We start from the raw sequence: 25,054 nt of genomic DNA, 5'->3' as shown, positions 1-25,054 counted from the left end.
ACCCCAACATTATGTTCAAAAGCTTTTCCCTAATTTGCTAAAAACAATATTTATTTCTACATTTGGATTTTAACCAATTATATAGTATCACTAAATATAAGGATATGAAAAAGTTATTATTTGTCATGTTGGCATGTACAGCTACGCTTGTCTTTGCATCATGCAGAGAGAAAAAGGCTAAAGACAAAGTTAAAGAGCATCTGGAAAATGTAAAGGAATCCGTCGAAGAAAACCTTGAAAAGACACAGAAACAGATTGAAGAAAGGACAGATGATGTAAAGAAGGCTCTGAATGAAGCTGGAGATGAAATTGAAAAAGCAAAAGACAAGAACCCATTTAACTTAGAAACATTATGAAAAAAATTAATTTACTACTGCTTTTCCTCCTATTAGCCTGCACCTTGTCTGCCCAGGATGGTATTTCCATCTTTATTGGCAGAGCCAACCGCTACGCAGCCGTGGAGCTTTCTGATTATAAGAAACGGCTATGTCTGGAATACAACATTTCAAGCCGTTCCTTGGACGATTACTACAAACGCTGTGGAAAAGACTGGGGAAATGTGGGGATTGCACTTGAGGTAGCCAGAACTTCCGGAAAAAAGATGCATGATGTATGCGATTATTACAACCGGTATCAACGTTACGGATGGAACCGTATTCTTGTGGAGATTGGCATAAATCCGGGAAGTGTATATTATACCCCTTTCTATGACAGAGTCCATCACCATAGTGACTGCTGGCATGAATACTATAATTCATACTGTGAGCGCCATGATAAATTTCACCATAAGAAACACAAATATAAAAAACCGAAGAGACACCACAAGAAGCACTATCGATATTACGATGATGATGACGATGATGATGATGATGACGATTGATTTGGCTTTGAAATCCAAGCATTGAAACACTAAAAAAGAGGGGATAAGCATTAAACTATGCCTATCCCCTCTTTTATATCAATGAGATTTCTGTTCCGATATTTTCTTCAAAATCTGTACGCAGCCCCGATGTTGATGACACCCTGATCAAAATCACTGACCAACTGGTACTTAAATTCAAGATTCATGGCCCAATTACGGCTCAATGCAAATTCGGCTCCAACTCCCAAGTTTACACCGAAACGACATTCATTATGATTCCCATCGCCATCCACATGAACATGATCCCCATCCCAGTCAACATCATACATATCAAACATCCAGTTGGACAAAGTCAACCCAAACAGTGGATAAAGCTTGACATTGCTAGCTACCGGACACAGATAATGAAAATTCACGTTCACATCCAGCATGCTTACATTGTCATTTTCAAAAAAATAATTAAGAGAGGGCTCGATACGCATAGGATTGGTTATATTATACTGATACTTGATTCCCAATCCGATACTTTCAATTTCTGTACCATAACCAAGACCGAAACCTATGGCTTGTTTCCCTTTCTGCGCATAAGCACCTACTGACAACAAAAAAAGAGTTCCTAATAAAATGAATAATTTTTTCATACTACACCGTTTTATTTTAAAACAGATAAAATAATTTATAGATTGTCTACAATAAAAAAGTTAAACTATTAATAAAAATATACTCAATCAAGGGATCGTAAGGGAACTATTTAAAATTTATACCCCAGAGTAATACCGATATTCGCATTGTGCGGAGCATCCCCATCCATAATCTTGCAGAAGCCAAGCTGTGTGTCAACCCCCACAAGAATTCGGCCAAACTCTACCCCAAGACCGATGTTCCAACCGGCATCGAACCTATTGTAATTCAAGCCGTCATCACTGAATGTATCGACTTTCTCATCTCCATTGATATTGATACCTCCAACAGATGCCTTGCCATCGAACTTGGCTTTACCACCTACCCCACAGGCAAGATACGGCCCTGTCGCAATGACCAGGTTAGTATTGTCTGCAATATTGAAACGGAATTGTACATTGATGGGCAATTCCAAATAAAGCTGGTTGATCTTCACATCTGCATCCGCATCTACGACGCTACCGCTATATCCACTTGAATATTTCGCACCTTTCTGTGAGAAGAATAGCGAGGGCTGTAAGGAAACAAGGTCGCTGAATTGGTATTCCATTCCCACTCCAATGCGTGCTCCTGGTTTAAATTTGGAATGGTCAGAGTTTTCACCGATGTAACTGCTGAGATTAAGACCGGCCTTTACATTGAAAGACAATTGCGCAAATCCCATCGTGCAGAACAGCGCAAATAGAACAGTCAAGAAACTTTTTTTCATCATAATTACAAATTAAAAAAATATTAGGTTGTTATTCTTGTCAAAACCTTCTACCGCTTTTTTGTCATAAACACCACTAACAGCTATAAAAGCTGAAACAGTTAAAATAATCTTTTTATATCATATCCTAATTAAGAAATACTTGCAAATCTATATATAAAGCTTCAATAAATTAGCAACCGATAATGTTTAAAAGCAAACAAAAGGAGTTTATGATTTCTTTTTCGGAATTAATGAACAGTATAGCATACTTTTCAGAGCAAACATAAAGCTTCAAATTCTTGATAAATGGAAACTGTTATAGATAATAAGCTCAATCTTTTGCGTGATGTAGAGTGAGCTGCGGGAAGGGAAATCCTATTCCTTCTTCATTAAATGTAGTATAAACTATTTCATTGATATCATACAGCACATTCCAGTAGTCCACACTTTTTACCCAGACACGGACTGTAATATCGATGCTGCTTGCACTCAATGAACCTAAGACAATAAGGGGAGCCGGTGTATCCAATATACGGCTGTCTGCATTGATTATGCGCTGTAAAACGGCTCTGACTCTCTTTACATCCTCACCGTATTCAACACCGAATACCCATTCAACACGACGCTTGTCCTGCTTACTGTAATTAGTGACGGCATTACCACTGAGACTTCCATTAGGTACATAAATCATGCGGTTATCAAGAGTGGAAAGTATAGTGTGAAATATCTGTATTTCCTTTATCGTACCACTTACTCCCGGACCGTCTATGTAGTCACCTACTTTAAACGGTTTGAAAATAAGTATAATCAGTCCACCGGCAAAATTTGAGAGATTACCGGACAGCGCCATACCCACAGCTACACCGGCAGATGCGAGTAACGCCGCAAAACTGGTGGTCTCCACACCGAGTTTGCCGATTATGGCAAAAGCAAGAATCATGTTCAGCAGTATCTTTATCAGACTCTTCAAAAAGGTCTGTACACTGGTTTCAATCTTCCGTTTTTCAAGTATCCTAGCTACTAATGCACTTATCTGTTTGATGATGAAACGCCCGATTACATAGATTAAAATAGCGATTAATATATCCTTACCGGCATCCATACCAAAATCCACCAATTTTTCCAATGCCTGTTCAAGTTTACCTCCAGCGGCAGACGTGTTCAATAAAAACAAAATCATTTCCGTATAAATAAAATAAGATTATAAAATAGGGTTAAATTCAGCGTACAAAGATAGTCAAATTCAAATGGCTATCATATATAATCTATATTTATTGCCAGCATCTGATTCCAACCAACATACTAAAGAATTGATACAAAAGCTATAACCGCATTTCAATACTATAAATACAATTTGTTTTTGTGTGAAGCCTTTCTCCATAAGCGAACATTGGAAGCGCTTTTTTGCACCTCAACACTATTTAATTCATAAGCGGAAAAATTATCAAAGCAAATTTAAAAAACTATATATAACCATATATCAAACAACAACATAACATTCATTTTCTTATCTTTAATGCAGAAACAAGTGGGCACGCATGTTTTATGATTTTACTAATCACATCTGTATAATATTAGTTTCGCGACAACCATTATACAGTAATAATCTTATAAATTATGGAAATCAAGAAAACATCCAAAGCAAGCCTGGAAAACAAGAAGTCAAATTGGCTACTTGTAGGTTATGTAATTGTGCTGGTCTTCATGTTCGTTGCATTTGAATGGTCGAAGCGTGATGTTAGGATTGACATGAGCGGTGCTATTACCGAGAACGTATTTGAGCAGGAAATTGAAATTCCTATCACGGAGCAACCCGAATTAGCAGCTCCGCCACCCCCTCAAGCTCCTGCAATTGCCGAGGTATTGACAATTGTGGATGATAATGACAATGTGAAAGAAACAGCCATTGCCTCTTCCGAAGAAATCGGTGAAGCTGTAATCATCAAACCCATATCTCCAACCGTAGATGAAGAGATTCCGGTAGAGGACGAGATTTTTGAAGTTGTAGAGAAGAATCCTGAGTTTTCTTATAATGGCATGAGTCTGATGCAATATCTGGGTAAGAGCATAAAATACCCGACTATTGCACAAGAAACCGGAACCCAAGGGCGCGTAATAGTACAATTCGTTGTCAACAAAGACGGCAGCATCGTAGATGTAAAAGTAGTAAGAGGCGTAGATCCCTACCTGGATAAAGAAGCTATCCGTGTGATTTCCACCATGCCCAAATGGAAACCCGGTGAGCAACGAGGCAAACCGGTCCGTTGTAAATTCACAGTTCCCGTAATGTTTAAATTACAATAGCAGACATGCCAGTGTCCACTTCCCACTTGTCTCCATAAAGTAATCTCCAATATCCGGCATCCCGATAGCCACCACAATCGGGATGCCATTTTTTTAAGTATCAACACAACCATTTCCTTCTTCCATATTTTCTTTCCGCAGAGAAACAAAAACATTCAGCCCTCTCAGACTGTTACATAGAAAAACATCATTCTTGATAAAACCACACGATAATGAAATCACAACTCTTTGACATCAGAAGAGAATATAAGAAAGGCAGACTGACGCCGGGTAACCTCAACGACAATCCCCTTGAGCAATTCGACCATTGGCTGAACGATGCTATCCATAGTGATGAGTACAAGCCCACCGCCATGACGGTAGCTACAGCCTCGACAGACGGGCATCCCTCTACACGCACAGTGTTGCTGAAAGGGGTGGAAAATGGCCGGTTCATCTTCTTCACCAACTACGAAAGCAGGAAAGGCCGGCAACTGACTGCAAATCCGTATATATCCTTATCTTTCGTATGGCACAAACTGGAAAGGCAAATACACATTGAAGGAAAAGCTGAAAGATGCGCTCCTGCCGATTCTGACGCCTATTTTGCAAGCAGGCCTTACAAAAGTAAAATCGGGGCGAGGATTTCACCCCAAAGTCACGTCATCGGCAGCCGTATGGAGATAATGCGCGCGTTCGTCCGCGAAGCGGCAACATGGATAGGGCAAAGTATCAAACGTCCCGACAACTGGGGAGGTTTTGCCGTCACCCCTTTCCGTTTTGAATTCTGGCAAGGACGGGAAAGCAGGCTACACGACCGTTTCCTCTATTCCCAACAAGCGGATGGCAGCTGGAAAAAGGAGAGGCTGGCTCCCTAAATACGGACAGGGAAACACTTCTCATCACAAATAAATCTTAAAAGGAGGAACAAAGCCGCAGAAACGCTGTTTGAAGGGGAAACTCTAAAAACAACAGTTATGAATTACGGTATCAGTATTCTTTTCAGGGCTATACCCTTGTTGATGGCCCTTTTCTGTTTCGGCTACGGAGCCTTTGTGCTCCACGAAGGACTGGATTCGGCAAAATTTGTGGCCGGTCCGGTAGTATTTTCCTTAGGGATGATTTGCATTGCCTTGTTCGCCACAGCGGCAACAATCATTAGACAAATTATTCATACCTACAATCCGATAGCCAGATACGCACTTCCGGTTATCGGTTACCTGGCAGCCGTACTCACAGTAATCTATGGTTGGAATTATATGCACGAAGCTGCCACGGCAAGCAATTTCGTAGCAGGACACGTGATTTGCGGAGTCGGTTTCATCACAGCTTGTGTAGCTACCACAGCCACAGCCTCCACCCGCTTCACCCTCATTCCCGCCAACTCGGAACGTACCGACCAGCTACAACCTGCCGATGCATTCAATTCCTCCCAGGGATATATCCTAATAGCAGTTGCCACCCTTATGGCAGTAATGGCATGGATATGGGCCTTCTGGCTATTGTCAAAAAGCAGCGGGCACAATGCATATTATGTAGCAGGCCATGTCATGGCAGGACTTGCTTGTATCTGTTCCAGCCTGGTGGCGCTGGTTGCAACCATCGTCCGCCAGATACGCAACAACTATACAAAGGCTGAGCGGAAACGGTGGCCGGCCCTTGTTTTGATAATGGGCAGCATCAGCATTCTCTGGGGACTTCTGGTCTTAGCCAACAGCAATCCGGCACTCTCCTCCACAGGATATATTATGATAGGTCTGGGACTGGTATGCTACAGCATTTCCAGCAAAGTCATCCTGCTTGCCGCCATCTGGCGGAACACTTTCAAGCTGGCCAACCGCATCCCGCTGATTCCGGTCTTCACGGCCCTGGCTTGTCTGTTTCTCTCCGCCTTTCTGTTTGAGATGGCAAGCCTGCACAATGCCTATTTTGTCCCTGCACGCGTACTGGCAGGTTTGGGAGGCATCTGCTTTACATTATTCTCCATCGTAAGCATTCTGGAGAGCGGTACATCTAAGTAGACATTTTCCCGCCATTGGCCTGAGCATCGAGGAACAATTCCACACGCTCGGCATGGTGGGCCACATAAGCTGCCGGACCGGTATCCCCGGAATCAAGAATATCGCGGACCACATCCGCCTTATTCTTGCCGGTAATAAAGAAAATAAGATTCTTCGCAGCAAACAAAAGGCAGCCGGTCATGGCTATGCGTTTCTGCCCATTATAGGGATTGACACTCACCTCATAAGGATGAAAGGAAGAAAGCAGATATTCCTGCCCCGGAAAGATAGAGGAGGTATGCCCGTCGTCTCCAGCACCGAGCAAAACGACATCGAAGGCCGGGAAGCCACCCCAAAGCGGAACCGTGCGGCAAACCAGCGTCGAATAGTTCTTTGCTTCAATCTCCGGGCGGTTCACTCCATAAATAGGGTAAACGTATTCATCGGGCATGCCTACTTCATCCAACAGCAAACGGCGCATGGTACCATAATTGCTCTCATAATCCTCTGCCGGCACACACCGTTCATCCACCCAATAAATCCGCATCCGCATCCAAGGAGTCACCTCCTTGTACTCGTTGGCCCAAATGTCAAACATCAGCGAAGGAGTACTTCCCCCACTGAATGCAAAATAAAAGGTCTTTTCCGGCTCACGCTCCATCATCGCAATCAAATGTTCAATCAACGCATGTGCCGTAGCTGTAGCCGAATGGTAAACATAACTTTTCATAACTCGCAATATTCATCTGTATTAGTCAAATTCTTACACGGATTGGTCCACTCAGCACCATGTTCGTGCATCATCGCTTCACTTTCCAAAGGTCCCCACGTACCTACGGGATACCCATATAAAGGAGCATCCGTATGCTCTTTCCAATAACGCAACACGGGATCGAAAAAGCGCCATGAAGCCTCTACCGCGTCGCTGCGGGTAAAGAGTGTAGGGTCACCTTGTATGCAATCCTCTATCAGACGGGCATAGGCATCGCCGGTAGGCAACCCACCCAACTGGTCATAACTGAAGTCCATCATCACCTGCTTCACGTCAAATCCCGGTCCGGGAGTCTTCATGCCGAATTTCAGCACAATGCCTTCATTGGGTTGCAGGCGGAGAATCAGCTTATTCGCGCGGGGACAATGTCCACCCTCGCAACGAAACATCTGATGGGGCGTCTCACGGAAATGTACAACAATCTCAGTCACCTTTGTCGGCATTTGTTTGCCGGTACGGATATAGAAAGGAACACCCTTCCACCGCCAGTTGTTAATACCGATTTTCATGGCAATATACGTTTCGGTACGCGAATCAGGTGCCACGTTCTTCTCTTCCCTATACCCGGCTTTCGAGCCCGAAGCCGTATATTGTCCGCGGACAATGTGTTCCTCCAAATCCTCCTCTGTCAAGGGGGCCAATGACTCATAGACCTTCACCACCTCGTTGCGGAAATTATCGGCATTGAAAACGGCAGGCGGTTCCAATGCTGTGAGCGCCACAAGCTGTATGAGGTGGTTTTGTACCATATCGCGCAGGGCTCCGGCACCTTCATAGAATCCGCCACGTCCTTCGATACCCAGATTCTCTACGGCTGTAATCTCCACATAGTCTATATAATTACGGTTCCATAGCGGTTCGAAGATTCCGTTGGCAAAACGGAAGGCGAGAATGTTCTGCGCCGTTTCCTTACCCAGAAAATGGTCGATGCGGTAAATCTGATGCTCCTTGAAAACGGAAGCATAAATGCTATTCAGCTTTCTGGCTGACTCCAAATCGTAACCGAACGGCTTTTCAACGATGATACGCGTATCAGGACGGTTCAGACCGGCCGCCTTCAAGTGCAAGGGAATGACACCGTACAAGGAAGGTGGAGTAGCCAGATAGAACAGCAGGTTGTCCGGTTTCTGCTCACCGGTAAACTCTTGTAAACGTCCGTCCAGCAGATGATAGCCTTCAACCTCGGCGGGATCCAATGTCTGGTAATGCAGATGGCTGCAAAAATCCCTCATTTTATCTTCCACCTGCTCTTTGGAAGCTACGAACTTACTCAATTCACTCATTATATATTCTTGGTAACGGGCATCCGTATACTCGGTGCGTCCTATCCCCAGAATGGAGAATCCTTCCGGCAACCGCCCGCCACTATATAAAGTATAGAGCGCCGGCATCAGTTTGCGCTTCGTCAAGTCACCCGAAGCGCCGAATATAACAATCACTAATTTATTCATCATCTTCTCCCCCTTTCTCACACATTGTACGTACCCGATTTCGTATCTCCTCCGTGTCCCGTCCAATTTTCATGGAAAAACTGTCCACGCAACTCGTCTGTCCTTTCAAAGGTATGCGCACCAAAATAGTCACGTTGCGCCTGAATCATATTGGCAGGCAACTTGGCAGACACCAGCGAATAGAAATAATTCAAGGCGGACGAGAATGCAGGCACCGGAAGTTCCTCTTTCATGGATTGTGCTACCAGATGTTTCCAGCCAGGAAGCAACAGCTGCATTTCATTTTTGAAATAAGGTGCCAACAGCAAATGTTTGGGCTTGTCTTTAGCCTCGAAAGCCGTAGCTATGTCGTTCAGGAAAATACTACGGATGATGCAGCCGCCCCGCCACATGCGTGCGATGGATGCCAAATCGAGGTTCCAGGCAAAAGCGTCGGATGCACGCTGCAACACAGCGAATCCCTGAGCATATGACACTAATTTGGAAGCATAGAGTGCGGAATAGATATCCTTCACCATCTCCGACTTGTTGTACACCGCCTGCGAGCGTCGGCATACAAATTGCTTGGAAGCCGTTTCACGCAAGCCCTTCTGTGCCGACAAACTACGTTCGAACACAGCCGTAGCAATCAGCCCCAACGGCATGCCCAGCTCCATCGCATTGATAACGGACCACTTGCCCGTACCTTTCTGTCCGGCGGTATCCAATATCTTATCTATCAGGTAACCTCCTGATTTGTCCTTATGACGCAGTATGTTGGCGGTAATTTCAATGAGATAGCTACGCAACTTACCCTCATTCCAATCAGCAAAGATTTCTGCCATCTGTCCATTGTCCAGACCAAGCAGATTCTTCATCACCCAATAAGCTTCGGCAATAAGCTGCATATCTCCATATTCGATACCGTTATGTATCATCTTGACGAAATGACCGGAACCGGCAGGACCAATCCACTGGCAGCACGGAGTACCGTCAGATGCTTTTGCCGCAATACTCTGCAGGATAGGCTTCACCTCAGGCCAGGCACTTTCAGATCCTCCGGGCATGATAGACGCGCCGTTCAGCGCTCCTTCCTCTCCACCGGAAACTCCAGCTCCCACAAAACGGAAGCCTTTCTTTTCGGCCAATGCCACACGCCGGTTGGTGTCCTCATAATTGGAATTGCCACCGTCAATCAGGATATCCCCTTCGGACAAATGGGGAAACAGCTGTTCCATCAGTTCATCCACCGCACTGCCGGCACGAACCATCATCATTATTTTGCGGGGTATGGCAATGGAAGTTACAAATTCGGCTATATCTGTATAGCCTTCAATTTTTTTCCCTTTGGCGCGGCCGTTCACAAAACGTTCCACCACCCCTTCTTCCACTCCCGGAACCGTACGATTATATACCGAAACATTCCATCCCTTATCTGCCATATTGAGGGCCAAATTCTCGCCCATAACTGCCAGACCGATAAGTCCAATGTCTGTTTTATTTAAATTCTTCATATTCATGTAAATTTTGTCTTTATATGGAAACAAAATGCTAACAGCATTTGTTCGTATGAATTACGAAAATAAAATAGTACTTTTGTCAGCGAAAGCCTATTTTTCAACCAGACAGAAAACCAATGCTCATGAAGAACTTCCACATCGGACTATTGCCACGCATCATCATTGCCATTATCTTAGGTATACTTTTCGGAAATTTCCTACCGGCTTCGCTGGTACGGCTGTTCGTAACATTCAATGCCATTTTCAGTGAATTCCTGAACTTCTCCATCCCCCTCATCATTGTGGGACTGGTCACGATTGCCATTGCCGACATCGGCAAAGGAGCCGGACGGATGCTGGTCGTCACGGCGCTCATTGCTTACGGAGCTACCTTATTCTCCGGCTTTCTCTCCTATTTCACCGGTATGGCGGTATTTCCTTCCCTCATAGAAACCGGGGTGCCGTTAGAAGAAGTCAGTGAGTCTCAAGGCATTCTTCCCTATTTTTCCGTGGGTATCCCGCCCTTGATGAATGTTATGACCGCACTCGTACTTGCCTTCACACTGGGGCTGGGCCTGGCTCATCTGAAAAGTGAGGTACTGAAAAATGCGGCACGCGATTTTCAAGAGATTGTCATCCGCATGATCAGTGCAGTGATATTGCCGCTGCTTCCCATCTATATTTTCGGCATTTTCCTCAACATGACGCACAGTGGACAAGTATTCGGCATCCTGATGGTCTTTATTAAGATTATCGGTGTAATCTTCCTGCTTCACATCTTTCTCCTGGTATTCCAATACAGCATTGCGGCACTGTTTGTCCGCAAGAACCCTCTCAAACTACTGGGACGGATGATGCCTGCCTACTTCACGGCTCTAGGCACTCAATCCAGTGCCGCCACTATCCCTGTAACATTGGAGCAAAGTCGGAAGAACGGCGTCTCTGCCGATATTGCCGGATTCGTCATCCCACTTTGCGCCACCATCCATCTGTCGGGTAGCACATTGAAGATTGTGGCATGCGCCCTGGCACTGATGATAATGCAAGGCATGCCCCATGATTTCCCTCTATTTGCAGGATTCATCTTCATGCTGGGCATCACTATGGTAGCCGCTCCCGGGGTACCGGGAGGCGCCATCATGGCATCACTGGGCATCCTGCAATCCATGCTGGGCTTCGACGAGTCGGCACAAGCGCTGATGATTGCACTATACATAGCGATGGACAGCTTCGGTACTGCCTGCAATGTGACGGGCGACGGGGCAATCGCACTGATTATCGACAAAGTGATGGGAAAGAAATAGTTTATATTTTGCCATCTCGTGGAAAATAACGAATATTGCAGTCCGAAAAGACATAATAACAAGAAGCATACATTATGAAGAAAGCCCTTATCTCCGGCATTACCGGGCAGGACGGCTCGTTCCTTGCCGAATTCCTCCTGCAGAAAGGATATGAAGTGCACGGTATCCTGCGTCGCTCTTCCTCTTTCAACACCGGCCGCATCGAACACCTCTACTTCGATGAGTGGGTACGCGACATGAAACAGAAACGTACCATTAACCTGCACTATGGAGACATGACAGACTCCAGCTCTCTCATCCGTATCATCCAGAGTGTGCAGCCGGACGAAATATATAACCTTGCCGCCCAAAGCCATGTCAAAGTATCCTTCGACGTGCCCGAATATACCGCCGAAACCGATGCCGTAGGCACCCTGCGCATGCTCGAAGCCGTACGCATTCTCGGTATGGAAAAGAAGACACGCATCTACCAGGCCTCCACTTCCGAGCTCTTCGGAAAAGTGCAGGAAGTGCCGCAAAGCGAAACGACCCCGTTCTATCCCCGCAGCCCCTATGGCGTAGCCAAACAGTATGGCTTTTGGATTACAAAGAACTACCGCGAAAGCTATGGCATGTTTGCTGTAAACGGCATACTCTTCAACCACGAGAGCGAACGCCGAGGTGAAACCTTCGTGACAAGAAAAATCACACTGGCGGCTGCCCGCATCGCCCAAGGCTTCCAGGACAAGCTGTATCTGGGCAATCTGGATGCCCGGCGCGACTGGGGATATGCCAAAGACTACATCGAGTGCATGTGGCTCATCCTGCAGCACGACACCCCCGAAGACTTCGTCATTGCCACCGGAGAAATGCATACCGTACGCGAATTTGCGACACTGGCATTCCGGGAGGTAGGCATCACTCTGTGCTGGGAAGGCCAGGGAGTGGATGAGAAGGGTATCGACACACAGACCGGAAAAGTCCTCGTGGAAGTCGACCCCAAATATTTCCGGCCTGCCGAAGTGGAACAATTGCTGGGCGACCCCACCAAAGCAAAAACACTGCTGGGATGGAATCCGAGGCAGACCAGTTTTGAAGAGTTGGTACGCATCATGGCAGAGCACGACATGAAATTTGTGAAGAAACTGTATTTAAGAAGCAAAGAGCTTTGAATGAACTATTAAACTTTCAGACAACAATGTTAGACAAAAATGCCAAAATATATGTAGCAGGCCACCGGGGACTGGTAGGCTCTGCCATCTGGAAAAATCTTGAGGAGAAAGGATACACCAATCTCATCGGCAAGACCCACACAGAACTCGATCTGCTCGACGGAGTTGCCGTACGCCGCTTCTTCGACGAGGAACAGCCCGAATATGTATTCCTTGCCGCCGCCTTTGTGGGTGGCATCATGGCCAACAGTATCTACCGTGCCGACTTCATCTACAAGAACTTGCAGATACAGCAGAACGTCATCGGCGAAAGCTTCCGCCACGGAGTGAAAAAACTTCTCTTTCTGGGCAGCACCTGCATCTATCCCCGTGATGCCGAACAGCCGATGAAAGAAGACGCACTCCTCACTTCTCCGCTGGAATACACGAACGAGCCCTATGCCATCGCCAAAATAGCCGGACTGAAAATGTGCGAAAGCTTCAATCTTCAATACGGTACGAACTACATTGCCGTGATGCCCACCAACCTTTACGGTCCCAACGACAACTTCGACCTGGAACGCAGCCACGTGCTCCCTGCCATGATACGCAAGATACACCTCGCCCACTGCCTGAAACAAGGCGACTGGGATGCCGTACGCCACGACATGAACCTGCGTCCGGTGGAAGGCATCAACGGCGACAGCAGCAAAGAGGACATTCTGAATATCCTCCGGAAATACGGCATCAGCGAAGAAGAAGTGAGATTATGGGGTTCCGGCACCCCCTTGCGCGAATTCCTCTGGAGCGAGGAGATGGCAGATGCCAGCGTCTTCGTCATGGAACACGTCGACTTCAAAGATACCTTCAAGCCGGGCGACAAGGAAATCCGCAACTGTCACATCAATATCGGTACGGGCAAGGAAATCACTATCCGCCAGTTGGCAGAGCTGATTGTCAACACCGTAGGCTATCAGGGCCGGTTGACCTTCGACACTTCCAAACCCGACGGCACCATGCGCAAACTGACCGATCCCGGTAAGTTACATGCATTGGGATGGCATCATAAGATTGATATCGAGGAAGGTGTGCAACGCATGTACCGATGGTACTTGGGAAAGTAATTAGTGACGTCTGATTAGCCATGAATGCCATACGGTACAAGGTGGAAACTGTATTGTTTATATTGCTGATACTTTTATCAGGTATCAGCCCAACCATGAATGCCATGATAGCTCCCGTGACCTATTCCGTTCGCGGCAAAGTCATCGACAGACAGTCCAGACAACCCGTGGCCTACGCCAACGTTTTCGTTGCCGGCATCCCCGGGAAAGGGGCATCCACCGATTCACTCGGCACATTCAAGATAGAGCAGGTACCTCCGGGCATCTATAGCCTTGAGGCATCCTGCATAGGATACCAGACTGTTTCCACCCCCGAATATATCGTTTCAGCCTCAACCCCGTTCATCGAGATAGAGATGGAAGAGGATGCCAATCTGCTGAACACAGTAGTGGTGGTGCCTTCCCCCTTCCGGCGAAGTATCGAAAGCCCGGTCAGCATGCGTATCATCGGCTTGCAGGAAATAGAGAAAAGTCCCGGAGCCAACCGGGATGTTTCGCGCATCGTACGCTCCTATCCCGGCGTCTCTTTCTCTCCCATCGGCTATCGCAACGACTTGATTGTTCGGGGCGGTTCTCCTTCCGAAAACCGCTTTTATATGGATGGCATCGAAATCCCCAACATCAACCACTTTGCCACTCAGGGTGCATCCGGAGGACCGGTAAGTATTGTCAATGCCGACCTGATACGCGAGATTACATTTTATACGGGCGCCTTCCCCGCCAACCGCTCCGGAGCCTTGAGTTCCGTCCTCGACTTCCAACTCAAGGACGGAAATCCGGACAAGCAGGCGTTCAAAGCCACCATCGGCGCATCGGAAGTCTCGCTCAGCGGAGCAGGCCATCTGGGGCAGCGCACCACTTATCTGTTCTCCGCACGCCAGTCCTACCTGCAACTTTTGTTCAAGGCTTTGGGACTGCCCTTCCTGCCCAATTTCATTGACGGACAATTCAAAACAAAAACCCGTTTCAACGAGCACAGCGAGCTGACCCTGCTTGGTCTTGCAGGCATTGACAAGATGAAACTGAATACCGATGAAAAAGGAGAAGATGCCGAATATCTGCTCAGCTATCTCCCCACTATCCATCAGGAAACATTCACTCTCGGAGCCTCTTACAGACACTACAATGGAAGGCACGTACAATCCCTTATACTGAGCCATAACTACCTGAACAACCGCAATCTGAAATACCGCAACAACGATGACTCTTCCGAAGACAACCTGACCCTGCGCCTACGCTCCACAGAACAAAAGACCACCCTGCGTTTCGAAAACCAAACGCGCTTGGGAGCATGGACCCTAAAAGAAGGAGCAGAACTGAACAACTCCATCTATACAAACCACAGCAGGCAAAGACTATACGGCAGTCATTCGGGTACGCTTTCCATCTACGAAACCTCACTCGACATCTTCGGCTGGGGGGCTTTCTTCTCTTCCAACTATACCACCGCCGACAAGCGTCTGGCCCTTTCTGCCGGTATCCGTATGGATGGCAACACTTACAACCGAAAGATGCGGCAGCTATGGAAACAGTTCTCCCCACGCCTCTCTGCATCCTACAAACTCTCGGAACAATGGACCCTGAGCGGAAGTACCGGCCTCTACCACCAATTGCCTCCCTACACCGCTTTGGGATATAAAGACAATGAAGGGCAATATCTCAACAAAAACTTGAAGTACATGCAGGTCTTTGAAAGCAGCCTCGGTCTGGACTGGCACCTGCAAGACCGGTTCATGGTTTCTGCAGAAGGTTTCTTCAAGCGTTACAGCCGTATGCCACTTTCCCTCCAAGACAACATTCCGTTGGCATGCAAAGGAAACGATTACGGTGTCACCGGCAACGAAGCACTCGCCCCTACAGCCAGCGGCAGGGCCTACGGACTGGAAACCATGTTCCGCTGGCAGGCATCCGGCAAGTTCAATCTCGTATCCTCCTTCACCTTATACCGCAGCGAATACCGCAACCGTTCAAATGGAGACTTCATTCCATCTGCCTGGGACAACCGTTTCATACTCAACATGAGCGGTACATACAACCTGCCCCGGCGCTGGAGCATAGGAGGCAAGCTAAGCTATATAGGCGGCAGCCCCTACACTCCCTATGATGAAGACAAATCATCACTCGTAGAAGCATGGGATGCCAAAGGACAGCCCTACTACGACTATGCGTACTATAATACCGGGCGGCTTCCCAACTTTGCCCAGTTAGACTTGCGTGTGGACAAGTCCTTCTACTTCCATCACTGCATGATAGGAATCTATCTGGACATACAGAATATCACCGGCAACAAACTGAAGCAGCCGGATGTGATAATGAGTACGGGCATCATCGAAAATCCGTCTGCTCCTGTTGCCGAACAGCGCTATAAAATGAAATACCTCAAGCAGGAAAGCGGCACTATCCTGCCTACTTTAGGTATAACTGTCGAGTTTTAGCAAATAGCCGCCATAAAAACTATTTTCCCTATAAAAGTTTGCTTTCTATATATAAACCCTTATATTTGCACAATTTTCAACCAAATGTGCAATTAATATCATGGAACAAAGTTTTATCGCCTATATAGAGAATAGCATAAAGGAAAATTGGGATTTAGACGCTCTGACCGACTATAAGGGAGCAACCCTACAATATAAGGACGTAGCCCGCAAAATAGAAAAGCTGCATATCATTTTCGAGGCAAGCGGCATCAAGAAAGGCGATAAGATTGCCGTCTGTGGCCGCAACAGTTCCCACTGGGGCGTAACGTTCCTCGCAACATTGACCTACGGTGCGGTAATCGTCCCCATCCTTCACGAGTTCAAGGCAGACAATGTACACAACATCGTGAACCATTCCGAAGCCAAACTGCTTTTCGTAGGCGACCAGGTTTGGGAAAACCTCAACGAAAGTGCCATGCCGCTGCTGGAGGGCATCATGATGATGGCAGACTTCTACATTCTTGTCTCCCGCAGCGAAAAGTTGGACTATGCCCGCGAACATCTCAACGAAATGTTCGGTAAGAAATACCCCAAGAACTTCCGCAAGGAGCATGTCAGTTATCACAAGGACCAGCCCGACGAACTGGCGGTCATCAACTATACATCCGGCACCACCAGTTACTCCAAAGGAGTGATGCTGCCCTACCGCAGCCTTTGGTCAAACACCACTTTTGCTTTCGAAGTATTGCCGCTGAAAGCCGGTGACAAGATTGTCTCCATGCTGCCAATGGCACATATGTACGGACTTGCATTCGAGTTTCTGTATGAATTCGCCGTAGGTTGCCACATATTCTTCCTCACTCGTATGCCCAGCCCCAAAATCATTTTCCAGGCTTTCACCGAAGTGAAGCCTAACCTGATTGTGGCTGTTCCGCTCATTATCGAAAAGATTATAAAGAAGAGCGTACTGCCCAAGCTGGAAACTCCCGCCATGAAGCTGTTGCTGAAAGTACCCATCATTAACGACAAGATAAAAGCGACCGTACGCGACCAGATGATTCAAGCCTTTGGCGGAAACTTTACAGAAATCATTGTAGGAGGAGCTGCCTTCAACCAGGAAGTGGAGCAGTTCTTAAAGATGATAGATTTCCCCTATACGGTAGGCTATGGAATGACGGAATGCGGCCCCATCATCTGTTACGAGGATTGGACCCGCTTCAAACCCGGTTCTTGCGGAAAGGCCGCACCGCGTATGGAGGTGAAAATCCTATCATCCGATCCCGAAAACATTCCGGGAGAGATTGTCTGCCGTGGTCCCAATGTCATGCTGGGTTACTACAAGAACGACGAAGCCACCGTGCAGGTACTCGACAAAGACGGCTGGCTGCACACCGGAGACCTTGCCCTGATGGATGCCGAAGGCAACATTAGCATCAAGGGACGCAGCAAGAACATGCTCCTCGGCCCGAGCGGTCAGAATATCTACCCGGAAGAGATAGAAGACAAACTGAACAATATGCCGTACGTAGCCGAAAGCATCATCGTGCAGCAGAACGAGAAACTGGTAGGTCTGGTTTATCCCGACTTCGATGATGCCTTTGCCCATGGGCTGAACAATGACGACATCGAACGCGTCATGGAGGAAAACCGTGTGGCACTGAATGCAGAACTGCCCGCATACAGCCAGATATTCAAGATGAAAATCTATCCTGAAGAATTTGAAAAAACGCCGAAGAAATCTATCAAGCGCTTCTTGTATCAGGAGGCCAAAGGATAAAGCCAATAGGGTTCAACCAATATGAAACAACTTCTTTTATTCTTCTTTACATCCCTGCTTTTTGCAGGGATAACTCTTGCCCAAGAACATAATCCGGGCAGCGTACAGCCGGACACGATTCAGAAATCCTCCGAAAATACTTTCCGGAAACAACGCTCTCCACAAACAGACCATGGCCCGGTAGGTATCAATATCTCCTTATGGAAAAACATCTCCACACAGCGGACTGACACCGTAGGAAGCACCTGCTTCAATCTGGGTGTGTTCTCCTCCATGAACCGTCTGAATGGCCTCGGCATGAATATTCTTGGCAGTGTAACCGGCAGGGATGTGAACGGTGTACAGATGGCAGGTCTGTCAAATATGGTGGGGGGAAGCATGCGAGGCATGCAGATAGCAGGAATTACCAACATCAATGGCAACAACCTTATCGGAGTATCCGTTTCGGGACTGGTAGGCATCACCGGAAACCATGCGCAAGGTGTCATCATTTCCGGTCTGGCAAACATCAGTGGGGACTATAATCGTGGCGCCTCCATAGGCGGCTTGTTGAATATCAGCGGAGAAGGTGCTTCCGGCATACACTTTGCCGGACTCGCCAATATTTCCGGCGGAAATTTCAAAGGATTTTCAGGGGCCGGCCTGTTAAGTGTAATCGGTGAAGACTTGAATGGCATGCAGATGTCCGCCCTTGCCAACATCACCGCCGGAGATATGACCGGTGTTCAGGTTTCCGGCCTGGGCAATGTGGTGGGTGGTACAGCCCGGGGATTACAAATAGGCGCTGCCAATATGGCTATACGCGCCAAAGGGCTTCAAATAGGTCTATTCAACTACTACAAAGAGAAATTAGACGGTTTCCAGTTGGGATTAGTCAATGCCAATCCCCAAACAAAAGTTCAACTGATGTTTTTCGGTGGTAATGCCACCAAGCTGAATGTAGGTGCCCGTTTCAAGAACCGGCTCTTCTATACCATCCTCGGCGGCGGCACCCATTATCTGGATTTCGGCGACAAGTTTTCCGCTTCCCTCTTCTACCGTGCCGGTCTTGAACTACCGCTCTACAAACAGCTGTTTATCAGCGGAGATCTGGGATACCAACATATAGAAACCTTCAAGAACAAGGACTACGGCATTCCGGCACGTCTCTATGCCCTCCAGGCACGTGTCAATCTGGAATACCACCTGACCGACCGCTTCGGCATATTCCTCACCGGCGGTTATGGCGGCAGCCGCTACTACACCCAAGGGAAAACCTATGACAAAGGCATCATTGTAGAGGGCGGGGTGACGATACTGAAATTATAAATTATTGTTTCTCCTTAATCAGCCCCGTCCTATACGCCACCAGCAGTTTCATCAAATCCTGAATCTGCGTAACGAGTTCACTTCCTTTGTCCGTATCCTTCACCATCATACGCTGCGAATTGAATTCGACAACCAGGGTTGTCGACTTGATGTCTTGCCCTTCTTCAATGGCTTTCTGACGGCTCTGGAACGGTTCATGCTGCACCAGTTGCAAGCCATGGGAATGATATACCAGCGTATATCCCGCAATTCCCGTTTCCGGCTGATAGGCTTTTGAAAAACCACCGTCAATCACCAGCAGCTTACCATCCGCTTTGATAGGCTTCTCACCTTTAATGGTCTTTACCGGTACATGCCCGTTGATGATATGCGAGTGTGGCCCCGGCTTCACGCCGAACTCTTCAAGAATGCGGTCACACACCTCAGCCTCGTTGCGCAAAGCATAGTAATGCCCTTTCGTCTCCTTATGCAATGTTTTGTCGGCCACAAAATAGCGTTCAAAGGTAGCCATCTTGTCTTTATCGAAGGAAGGGGCATCCGGTCCGCACCACATGTACCAGACATAATCCAGTGCAAACTGTTTCTCGTCCGAACCGTCCTCGTCAAAGTAAGCGGTACGTATCAGCTGGTCGGTCTTTTTCAGCAACTTACGTCCCCAGTATTCCTTTTGGCCGATGCGGACATGTTTAAAACTGCCGTCCGCATTCAGAGGCACGGAAGCATGATAAAGCAGGTTACTGTTGCACACCAGATACATGCCGCCATACGTAAACAAGCAGCGCATGTGCTTCTTCATCTTCTCGCTGTTCATGAAAGAAGAATGAATCCGGTGCATCAGTTCGCGCTCTTCGTCCGACAGACGATACGGGTCCGCCGGGTCTACGGTGGGGAAATTCACATCGCGCAACGGATATTCCTTGCCTTCGTATACAAACACACCACGCTCGAAATCCACCAGATGCAGCAGTTTCCGGTTCTCCATACCGAACTCAGGACGGCGGCTGATGATTTCCGCCTCCAGTTTCAACTGGATAACCGTAATCGCCTTGTGCATCTGTGTAATCAGCCGCAAGGTCTTCTCATTGTATTCCGCATCGGCAAAGTTCATTTTCGGCGCAAAGATGGTGCAAGGGTCATCCGCATAGGTATCCATGGCAAACGTTGCAAGCGGCAACAGATTGATGCCATAACCATCCTCCAGCGTTGCTAAATTGGCATAGCGCATCGACATACGGATTACGTTGGCTATACAAGCATCATTACCCGATGCGGCACCCATCCACAGAATATCGTGGTTACCCCATTGGATGTCGAAATTATGATAATCACAGAGAGTATCCATGATAATATGCGCACCCGGTCCGCGGTCGTATATATCGCCCACGATATGCAGCGAGTCGATGGTCAAGCGCTGGATAAGGTTGCACATCGCCACAATAAAATCATCCGCACGCTTCGTAGAGATAATGGTACTGATTATGACATTGATATAGGCATGTTTGTTAGGTTCGATGCTCGATTCGTGCAACAGCTCTTGAATGATATACGAGAACTCTGCTGGAAGTGCCTTGCGTACTTTCGAACGGGTATATTTGGACGAAACGTTCTGGCATACTTTTACCAACTGGTTCAGTGTTATCAAATACCAGTCATCCAGGTCCGTTTCCTGCTCCTTGATAAGTTGCAGCTTCTCTTCCGGATAATAAATTAACGTACAGATTTCCTTCTTCTCACTTTCGCGCAGCGTATGCCCGAATATTTCGTTCACCTTACGTTTCACTGCCCCCGATGCATTCTTCAGCACATGCTGAAAAGCCTCATACTCGCCATGAATATCCGTCAGAAAATGCTCTGTACCTTTCGGCAGATTTAGAATAGCCTCCAGATTGATGATTTCCGTACTGGCATCAGCAATGGTAGGAAAACTGCGTGATAATAATTGCAAATAACGCAAGTCATTGACAATACTTTCCGGAGTTATATTTCCCATAGTTATTTAATTGAATAATTGATAGTTGATAATTAATAGTGCCCTCCATTCCCCATTATCCATTAATGAAGAACATGAGCAGCACTTGGGCTATGATTACCCGTAGAAACATACACAGCGGATAGACCGTAGCGTACGCTACAGACGGATTGTCTCCCGGGATGGTGTCGTTGGCGTAGTTCAGCGCCATGGGGTTTGCCATGCTTCCGCACAGCATACCTGCCATTGTTCCGAAATCTATCTTCAGCCACTTGAAGGTAACGATACCCATAATCAATACCGGAACCACAGTCAGCGCAAAACCTATGGCAATCCATAACAGTCCTTCCGGCCGGAATACCGTATCGAAGAAATGGGCACCCGCATCCAGTCCCAGGCAAGCCAGATAAAGAGACAACCCCAATGCGCGGAGCATCAGGTTCGCACTGCGCGTAGTATAAGTCACCATGTGCATCCTCGGACCGAATGTCCCGATAAGAATACCTACGATGATAGGACCTCCTGCCAATCCGAGCCGTACGGGAGCGCTGATGCCGGGAATGGAAATAGGAATAGCTCCCAAAGCCAGACCGATGACAATGCCGATAAATACCGCCACCAGGTTCGGTTCCTTCAGGCTTTTCACTGCATTGCCCAGCACCTTCTCCACATTTTGTATGGCAGCGGCTTCGCCCACTACGGTCAGGCGGTCACCCAATTGCAAGGTCAGTTCCGCTGTGGCCAACAACTGCACGCCGCTACGATAAACCCGGCTGATATTGATACCGTAATGATTACGCAGATGGAGAGAGCCCAGCTTCTTGCCGTTCAGCTCCGGACGTGTCACCACGATACGTTGCGAAATCAGCTGGCTGTCAATGGCATTCCAGTCTATATCTTCCTTGTTCCAGTCGGTATGCTCCTGCTCGCCGAAGAGCACGGTCAGTGCCGGTGTATTTTTCTCCGAGGTAATCACCAGCAGGCGGTCACCTTCCTTTATAATCTTTTCCGAAGTAGGAATACTCACATTCCCATCCCGCCACAAGCGGGAAATCACGAACTTCGGATAGCTGTTCAGCCCGCCTATTTCCTTGATACTCTTGTTGAAGATGGCAGGATTGTGCACCTGGAACGCAACAATGTAAGGCTTGTTCACGTCATCCTTCTCTTTCAATTCCAGGTCTTCCTTATGCGCCAGCGTCTTACGGATGAACAGTACGGCCAGAATGACCCCTACCACCCCCAGCGGATATGCCACCGCACACCCCAAAGCAGGGGTACTGGACTCCAATCCCATCTGTTTCAATGTCTGCTGTGCCGCACCGAGTGCCGGTGTGTTTGTCGTGGCACCGCAAAGTATACCCACCATATCCGGCAGGGATACTCCCAACCCATAGCTGCCCACTACAGTCAGCAGGGTGCCGATGAGCACTACACCCGTGGCGAGCATATTCAGCTGTACCCCTCCTTTACGGAAAGAACTGAAAAAGCCCGGTCCCACCTGCAAGCCCAAGGCATACACAAATATCACCAGCCCGAAGCTTTCCGCATAATTCAGCATCTGCGGGTCTATGGACAACCCGAAATGCCCGGCAATGATGCCGGCAAAGAATACAAACGTCACTCCCAATGAAATGCCGCAAACATGTATCTTTCCCAATCCCAATCCGATAGCGGAAATCAACGAGAGTACCACAACCGCCTGCAAGGCGGAGTGTTCAACGAATAAACTATATAGCCAGTCCAATGTGCATTCTATTTTACAGTTTCAAGCTGCAAAGATAGTGCAAACCTAATGCAAAATAAAACGAACCCGTCTATTTTTTATGCGGCAGCACTTCTAAAAAAGAGATACGATACAATAAATCCCTGCTGCCAGCAAAGCACTGACGGGGATAGTCAGCACCCAGGCGGTCATCAGACTCTTCGTAACTCCCCAGCGTACGGCCGAAAGCCGCTTCGTGGCCCCTACCCCGATAATGGCTCCTGTAATGGTGTGTGTCGTACTCACCGGAATCTTCAGATACTCCGTCAGATAGAGCGTAAACGCACCGGCAGTTTCCGCAACCACCCCTTCCAGCGGTGTTACCTTCGTAATTTTGGTTCCCATGGTCTTCACAATCTTCCACCCACCGGACATAGTACCGAGTGAAATGGCCGTAAAACAAGAGAATGCCACCCAGTCCGGCAGGTCATCAATACTGTTTATCCCCATTCCCAATCCTTCCGAATGTCCGGCTATCATGGCCGCAGCAATGATACCCATTACCTTCTGTGAATCATTCAGACCGTGCCCGATGCTGAACAAAGCCGAAGACACCAGCTGCAGTTTCTTGAACCACAACTCGGCCGTATGAGGATGCGCCCTGCGGCAAATATACAAAACCAACAACGTAAAACCGAATGCCACCACCATACCAATCAAGGGAGCCAGAAAAATGAATGCCGCAATCTTCAGAATGATACTCAGCTGGATGGCCTCAAAACCGTGTGCCATGATGGCAGCTCCGGCAAAACCTCCGATAAGCGTGTGCGAAGAAGAGGAAGGAATCCCCTTCCACCAAGTAAACAGATTCCAGGCAATGGCTGCAATCACACCGGCCAGAATAATAGGCAAAGTAATGTAAGGCTCCATCACCGTTTTCGATACGGTGTTGGCAATGCCGAAACCGCCGATGACACACTTGGCGATAAAAAAGGCCACAAAATTGAAGAAAGCCGCCCATATCACCGCCTGAAACGGTGTAAGCACTTTGGTAGACACAATGGTGGCAATAGAATTGGCCGCATCATGAAAACCGTTGATATAATCGAATATCAGAGCCAGCACAATGATAATCACTAATAGTTCCATACGTCCGTCCGTTTATGCGTATTTCACAATCAGGCTCCTCAAAATCTTGCCCACGTGTTCGGCTGCATCCGTCGTTTTCTCCAGCTCATACATAATCTCCTTGATTTTGATGAGTTCAATGCAGTCCTTCTCTTCTTCAAAAAGCCTGGTGATGAAGAATTCATAGACATCATCCGCCCGGTTTTCTATGTCATGCATTTGGTTGCAGTATGCGCGCAGCTTATCCGGACTCTTGCGGAATGCTTCCAGTTCATCCATGGCCTGGTCAATGAGGGCCGCTTCCTGTTGGACCATATGTCCCAGCTCTTTCCCCTTGTCCGAAATAGGATGCGGATTATAGATAGTGATACGCTTGGCACAGCTGTTTATTCCATCAATCACATCATCCATGCCCGAAGCCAGGTCGTGGATATCCTCCCGGTCAAAAGGAGTAATGAAAGTAGTGCCCAGTTCATCCAGAATCAGATTGGTCAGCTTATCGCCCTCGCGCTCCAAATCTTTGATTCGTTTATAATCTTCCGCCCTCTTCTCAGGCGAGTCATGGCCCAATATTTCTATCAACAGAGCCGACGAGGACAATAAAATCTCAGACAATTGCTTCAGCAAAGGAAAGAATTTCGGTTCTTTCGGTGTGAACCGGCTAAAAAAAGAATTCTTCATAACGGATAAAAATGTACTAAGTATATTAATTTATTTTTGTTTTCATTGTTTCAGTCTTGCACGCAGCACTTCTACCACGGCCGGCAGTATGGAAATCATAATAATGACCACAATCAGCAGAAACAATATGACATACGCCCACATATGATATTCCTGCACTATATCAATCATATACTGATCAATATGGAGAATAAAATCCAATAGAAATTCCATTATATATTGATTATCAGTACTTAAAAATAGAGAAAAACTCGGCATGGGGAGACGGGAAATCTCTCCGGCTCCCGAAAGAG

Annotated in this window: 22 protein-coding genes; 11 read left to right on the top strand and 11 right to left on the bottom strand. The window is 47.4% G+C overall.

Annotated features, from left to right (window positions below; genetic code table 11):
• Positions 1–104: 104 nt before the first annotated feature.
• Together DWY57_RS10160 and DWY57_RS10155 are read left to right on the top strand one after the other, a co-directional pair.
• Positions 105–356, top strand: coding sequence for a YtxH domain-containing protein (locus DWY57_RS10160; protein WP_117601500.1), 252 nt, complete (start codon positions 105–107; stop codon positions 354–356).
• Positions 353–880 (top strand): hypothetical protein, encoded by a 528-nt coding sequence (locus DWY57_RS10155; protein WP_117601496.1) that lies wholly within the window; start codon positions 353–355, stop codon positions 878–880. The genes DWY57_RS10160 and DWY57_RS10155 overlap by 4 nt, the downstream gene beginning before the upstream one ends.
• Before the next feature lie 107 nt (positions 881–987).
• On the opposite strand, the gene DWY57_RS10150 is transcribed toward DWY57_RS10155, so the two are convergent.
• The 3 genes from DWY57_RS10150 to DWY57_RS10140 all read right to left on the bottom strand — a co-directional run bounded on the left by DWY57_RS10150 (position 988) and on the right by DWY57_RS10140 (position 3,414).
• Positions 988–1,503, bottom strand: a complete 516-nt coding sequence (locus tag DWY57_RS10150) for a porin family protein (RefSeq protein WP_117601495.1) — start codon at positions 1,501–1,503, stop codon at positions 988–990.
• Positions 1,504–1,613: 110 nt separating this feature from the next.
• Positions 1,614–2,252, bottom strand: a complete 639-nt coding sequence (locus DWY57_RS10145) for a porin family protein (protein WP_117601499.1) — start codon at positions 2,250–2,252, stop codon at positions 1,614–1,616.
• Positions 2,253–2,565: 313 nt separating this feature from the next.
• Positions 2,566–3,414 (bottom strand): mechanosensitive ion channel domain-containing protein, encoded by an 849-nt coding sequence (locus tag DWY57_RS10140; RefSeq protein WP_117601494.1) that lies wholly within the window; start codon positions 3,412–3,414, stop codon positions 2,566–2,568.
• A 437-nt stretch (positions 3,415–3,851) separates the two neighbouring features.
• Between DWY57_RS10140 and DWY57_RS10135 the strand changes: the two genes are divergently transcribed.
• The 3 genes from DWY57_RS10135 to DWY57_RS10125 all read left to right on the top strand — a co-directional run bounded on the left by DWY57_RS10135 (position 3,852) and on the right by DWY57_RS10125 (position 6,538).
• Positions 3,852–4,538: an energy transducer TonB gene (locus tag DWY57_RS10135; protein ID WP_117966565.1), complete on the top strand. Its 687-nt coding sequence runs from the start codon at positions 3,852–3,854 to the stop codon at positions 4,536–4,538.
• Positions 4,539–4,750: 212 nt separating this feature from the next.
• A complete protein-coding gene (gene pdxH, locus DWY57_RS10130) occupies positions 4,751–5,395 on the top strand; it encodes a pyridoxamine 5'-phosphate oxidase (RefSeq protein ID WP_119961687.1) in 645 nt (214 codons plus the stop codon).
• Positions 5,396–5,494: 99 nt separating this feature from the next.
• On the top strand, positions 5,495–6,538 hold the full coding sequence (locus DWY57_RS10125; protein ID WP_119961686.1) for a DUF2776 family protein: 1,044 nt from the start codon (positions 5,495–5,497) through the stop codon (positions 6,536–6,538).
• Here the strand turns inward: DWY57_RS10125 and pgl are convergent.
• Genes pgl through gnd form a run of 3 tightly spaced genes read right to left on the bottom strand, consistent with a single transcriptional unit; the run spans position 6,531 to position 10,233 of the window.
• Positions 6,531–7,247, bottom strand: coding sequence for a 6-phosphogluconolactonase (gene pgl, locus DWY57_RS10120; protein WP_005836269.1), 717 nt, complete (start codon positions 7,245–7,247; stop codon positions 6,531–6,533). The two genes, DWY57_RS10125 and pgl, sit on opposite strands and share 8 nt — an antisense overlap.
• On the bottom strand, positions 7,244–8,740 hold the full coding sequence (gene zwf, locus DWY57_RS10115) for a glucose-6-phosphate dehydrogenase (RefSeq protein WP_034525610.1): 1,497 nt from the start codon (positions 8,738–8,740) through the stop codon (positions 7,244–7,246). Before zwf ends, pgl begins: the two co-directional genes overlap by 4 nt.
• A gap of 17 nt (positions 8,741–8,757) precedes the next feature.
• The gene (gene gnd / locus DWY57_RS10110) at positions 8,758–10,233 is read right to left on the bottom strand and encodes a decarboxylating NADP(+)-dependent phosphogluconate dehydrogenase (protein WP_117601498.1); all 1,476 of its coding nucleotides are present in this window, start codon (positions 10,231–10,233) and stop codon (positions 8,758–8,760) included.
• Between the two features lie 128 nt (positions 10,234–10,361).
• On the opposite strand from gnd, the gene DWY57_RS10105 reads away from it, so the two are divergent.
• The 6 genes from DWY57_RS10105 (at position 10,362) to DWY57_RS10080 (ending at position 19,278) form a co-directional block, all read left to right on the top strand.
• Complete coding sequence (locus DWY57_RS10105) at positions 10,362–11,522, top strand: dicarboxylate/amino acid:cation symporter (RefSeq protein WP_005837656.1); 1,161 nt, start codon at positions 10,362–10,364, stop codon at positions 11,520–11,522.
• A 74-nt stretch (positions 11,523–11,596) separates the two neighbouring features.
• Positions 11,597–12,673: a GDP-mannose 4,6-dehydratase gene (gene gmd, locus DWY57_RS10100; RefSeq protein ID WP_005836261.1), complete on the top strand. Its 1,077-nt coding sequence runs from the start codon at positions 11,597–11,599 to the stop codon at positions 12,671–12,673.
• Positions 12,674–12,699: 26 nt separating this feature from the next.
• Positions 12,700–13,776, top strand: coding sequence for a GDP-L-fucose synthase (locus tag DWY57_RS10095; protein ID WP_022401522.1), 1,077 nt, complete (start codon positions 12,700–12,702; stop codon positions 13,774–13,776).
• A 20-nt stretch (positions 13,777–13,796) separates the two neighbouring features.
• Entirely contained in the window at positions 13,797–16,211 is a 2,415-nt protein-coding gene (locus tag DWY57_RS10090) for a TonB-dependent receptor (protein ID WP_119961685.1), read from the top strand.
• A gap of 100 nt (positions 16,212–16,311) precedes the next feature.
• A complete protein-coding gene (locus DWY57_RS10085; RefSeq protein ID WP_119961684.1) occupies positions 16,312–17,970 on the top strand; it encodes a long-chain fatty acid--CoA ligase in 1,659 nt (552 codons plus the stop codon).
• A gap of 21 nt (positions 17,971–17,991) precedes the next feature.
• Complete coding sequence (locus DWY57_RS10080) at positions 17,992–19,278, top strand: hypothetical protein (RefSeq protein WP_119961683.1); 1,287 nt, start codon at positions 17,992–17,994, stop codon at positions 19,276–19,278.
• A 1-nt stretch (position 19,279) separates the two neighbouring features.
• Here DWY57_RS10080 and DWY57_RS10075 read toward each other — a convergent pair whose 3' ends face one another.
• From DWY57_RS10075 to DWY57_RS21540, 5 genes are all read right to left on the bottom strand, one after another.
• Positions 19,280–21,268: a fructose-1,6-bisphosphatase gene (locus DWY57_RS10075; protein ID WP_005828043.1), complete on the bottom strand. Its 1,989-nt coding sequence runs from the start codon at positions 21,266–21,268 to the stop codon at positions 19,280–19,282.
• 55 nt (positions 21,269–21,323) lie between these two features.
• Positions 21,324–22,994: a putative transporter gene (locus DWY57_RS10070; protein WP_117601486.1), complete on the bottom strand. Its 1,671-nt coding sequence runs from the start codon at positions 22,992–22,994 to the stop codon at positions 21,324–21,326.
• Positions 22,995–23,087: 93 nt separating this feature from the next.
• Entirely contained in the window at positions 23,088–24,101 is a 1,014-nt protein-coding gene (locus DWY57_RS10065; protein ID WP_117601485.1) for an inorganic phosphate transporter, read from the bottom strand.
• A gap of 12 nt (positions 24,102–24,113) precedes the next feature.
• Positions 24,114–24,761, bottom strand: coding sequence for a DUF47 family protein (locus DWY57_RS10060; RefSeq protein ID WP_119961682.1), 648 nt, complete (start codon positions 24,759–24,761; stop codon positions 24,114–24,116).
• Positions 24,762–24,803: 42 nt separating this feature from the next.
• Entirely contained in the window at positions 24,804–24,932 is a 129-nt protein-coding gene (locus DWY57_RS21540; RefSeq protein ID WP_255425209.1) for a hypothetical protein, read from the bottom strand.
• Between the last annotated feature and the right edge of the window lie 122 nt (positions 24,933–25,054).

The sequence above is a fragment of the Bacteroides sp. AF25-5LB genome (assembly GCF_003602965.1).
Lineage (GTDB): Bacteria > Bacteroidota > Bacteroidia > Bacteroidales > Bacteroidaceae > Bacteroides > Bacteroides uniformis.
Note: the sequence above shows the minus strand (reverse complement) of the source record. Positions and strands in the feature narration are given on the sequence as shown.

Excerpts from the sequence above, each read along its gene's own strand:
- DWY57_RS10140 (WP_117601494.1), bottom strand. The coding sequence starts at position 3,414 with ATGATTTTGTTTTTATTGAACACGTCTGCCGCTGGAGGTAAACTTGAA.
- DWY57_RS10090 (WP_119961685.1), top strand. The coding sequence starts at position 13,797 with ATGAATGCCATACGGTACAAGGTGGAAACTGTATTGTTTATATTGCTG.
- DWY57_RS10145 (WP_117601499.1), bottom strand. The coding sequence starts at position 2,252 with ATGAAAAAAAGTTTCTTGACTGTTCTATTTGCGCTGTTCTGCACGATG.
- DWY57_RS10105 (WP_005837656.1), top strand. The coding sequence starts at position 10,362 with ATGAAGAACTTCCACATCGGACTATTGCCACGCATCATCATTGCCATT.
- DWY57_RS10125 (WP_119961686.1), top strand. The coding sequence starts at position 5,495 with ATGAATTACGGTATCAGTATTCTTTTCAGGGCTATACCCTTGTTGATG.
- DWY57_RS10080 (WP_119961683.1), top strand. The coding sequence starts at position 17,992 with ATGAAACAACTTCTTTTATTCTTCTTTACATCCCTGCTTTTTGCAGGG.
- DWY57_RS10095 (WP_022401522.1), top strand. The coding sequence starts at position 12,700 with ATGTTAGACAAAAATGCCAAAATATATGTAGCAGGCCACCGGGGACTG.
- DWY57_RS10160 (WP_117601500.1), top strand. The coding sequence starts at position 105 with ATGAAAAAGTTATTATTTGTCATGTTGGCATGTACAGCTACGCTTGTC.
- zwf (WP_034525610.1), bottom strand. The coding sequence starts at position 8,740 with ATGAATAAATTAGTGATTGTTATATTCGGCGCTTCGGGTGACTTGACG.
- gmd (WP_005836261.1), top strand. The coding sequence starts at position 11,597 with ATGAAGAAAGCCCTTATCTCCGGCATTACCGGGCAGGACGGCTCGTTC.
- pdxH (WP_119961687.1), top strand. The coding sequence starts at position 4,751 with ATGAAATCACAACTCTTTGACATCAGAAGAGAATATAAGAAAGGCAGA.
- DWY57_RS10085 (WP_119961684.1), top strand. The coding sequence starts at position 16,312 with ATGGAACAAAGTTTTATCGCCTATATAGAGAATAGCATAAAGGAAAAT.
- DWY57_RS10155 (WP_117601496.1), top strand. The coding sequence starts at position 353 with ATGAAAAAAATTAATTTACTACTGCTTTTCCTCCTATTAGCCTGCACC.
- DWY57_RS10060 (WP_119961682.1), bottom strand. The coding sequence starts at position 24,761 with ATGAAGAATTCTTTTTTTAGCCGGTTCACACCGAAAGAACCGAAATTC.
- DWY57_RS10135 (WP_117966565.1), top strand. The coding sequence starts at position 3,852 with ATGGAAATCAAGAAAACATCCAAAGCAAGCCTGGAAAACAAGAAGTCA.
- DWY57_RS10075 (WP_005828043.1), bottom strand. The coding sequence starts at position 21,268 with ATGGGAAATATAACTCCGGAAAGTATTGTCAATGACTTGCGTTATTTG.
- DWY57_RS21540 (WP_255425209.1), bottom strand. The coding sequence starts at position 24,932 with ATGATTGATATAGTGCAGGAATATCATATGTGGGCGTATGTCATATTG.
- pgl (WP_005836269.1), bottom strand. The coding sequence starts at position 7,247 with ATGAAAAGTTATGTTTACCATTCGGCTACAGCTACGGCACATGCGTTG.
- DWY57_RS10065 (WP_117601485.1), bottom strand. The coding sequence starts at position 24,101 with ATGGAACTATTAGTGATTATCATTGTGCTGGCTCTGATATTCGATTAT.
- DWY57_RS10150 (WP_117601495.1), bottom strand. The coding sequence starts at position 1,503 with ATGAAAAAATTATTCATTTTATTAGGAACTCTTTTTTTGTTGTCAGTA.
- gnd (WP_117601498.1), bottom strand. The coding sequence starts at position 10,233 with ATGAAGAATTTAAATAAAACAGACATTGGACTTATCGGTCTGGCAGTT.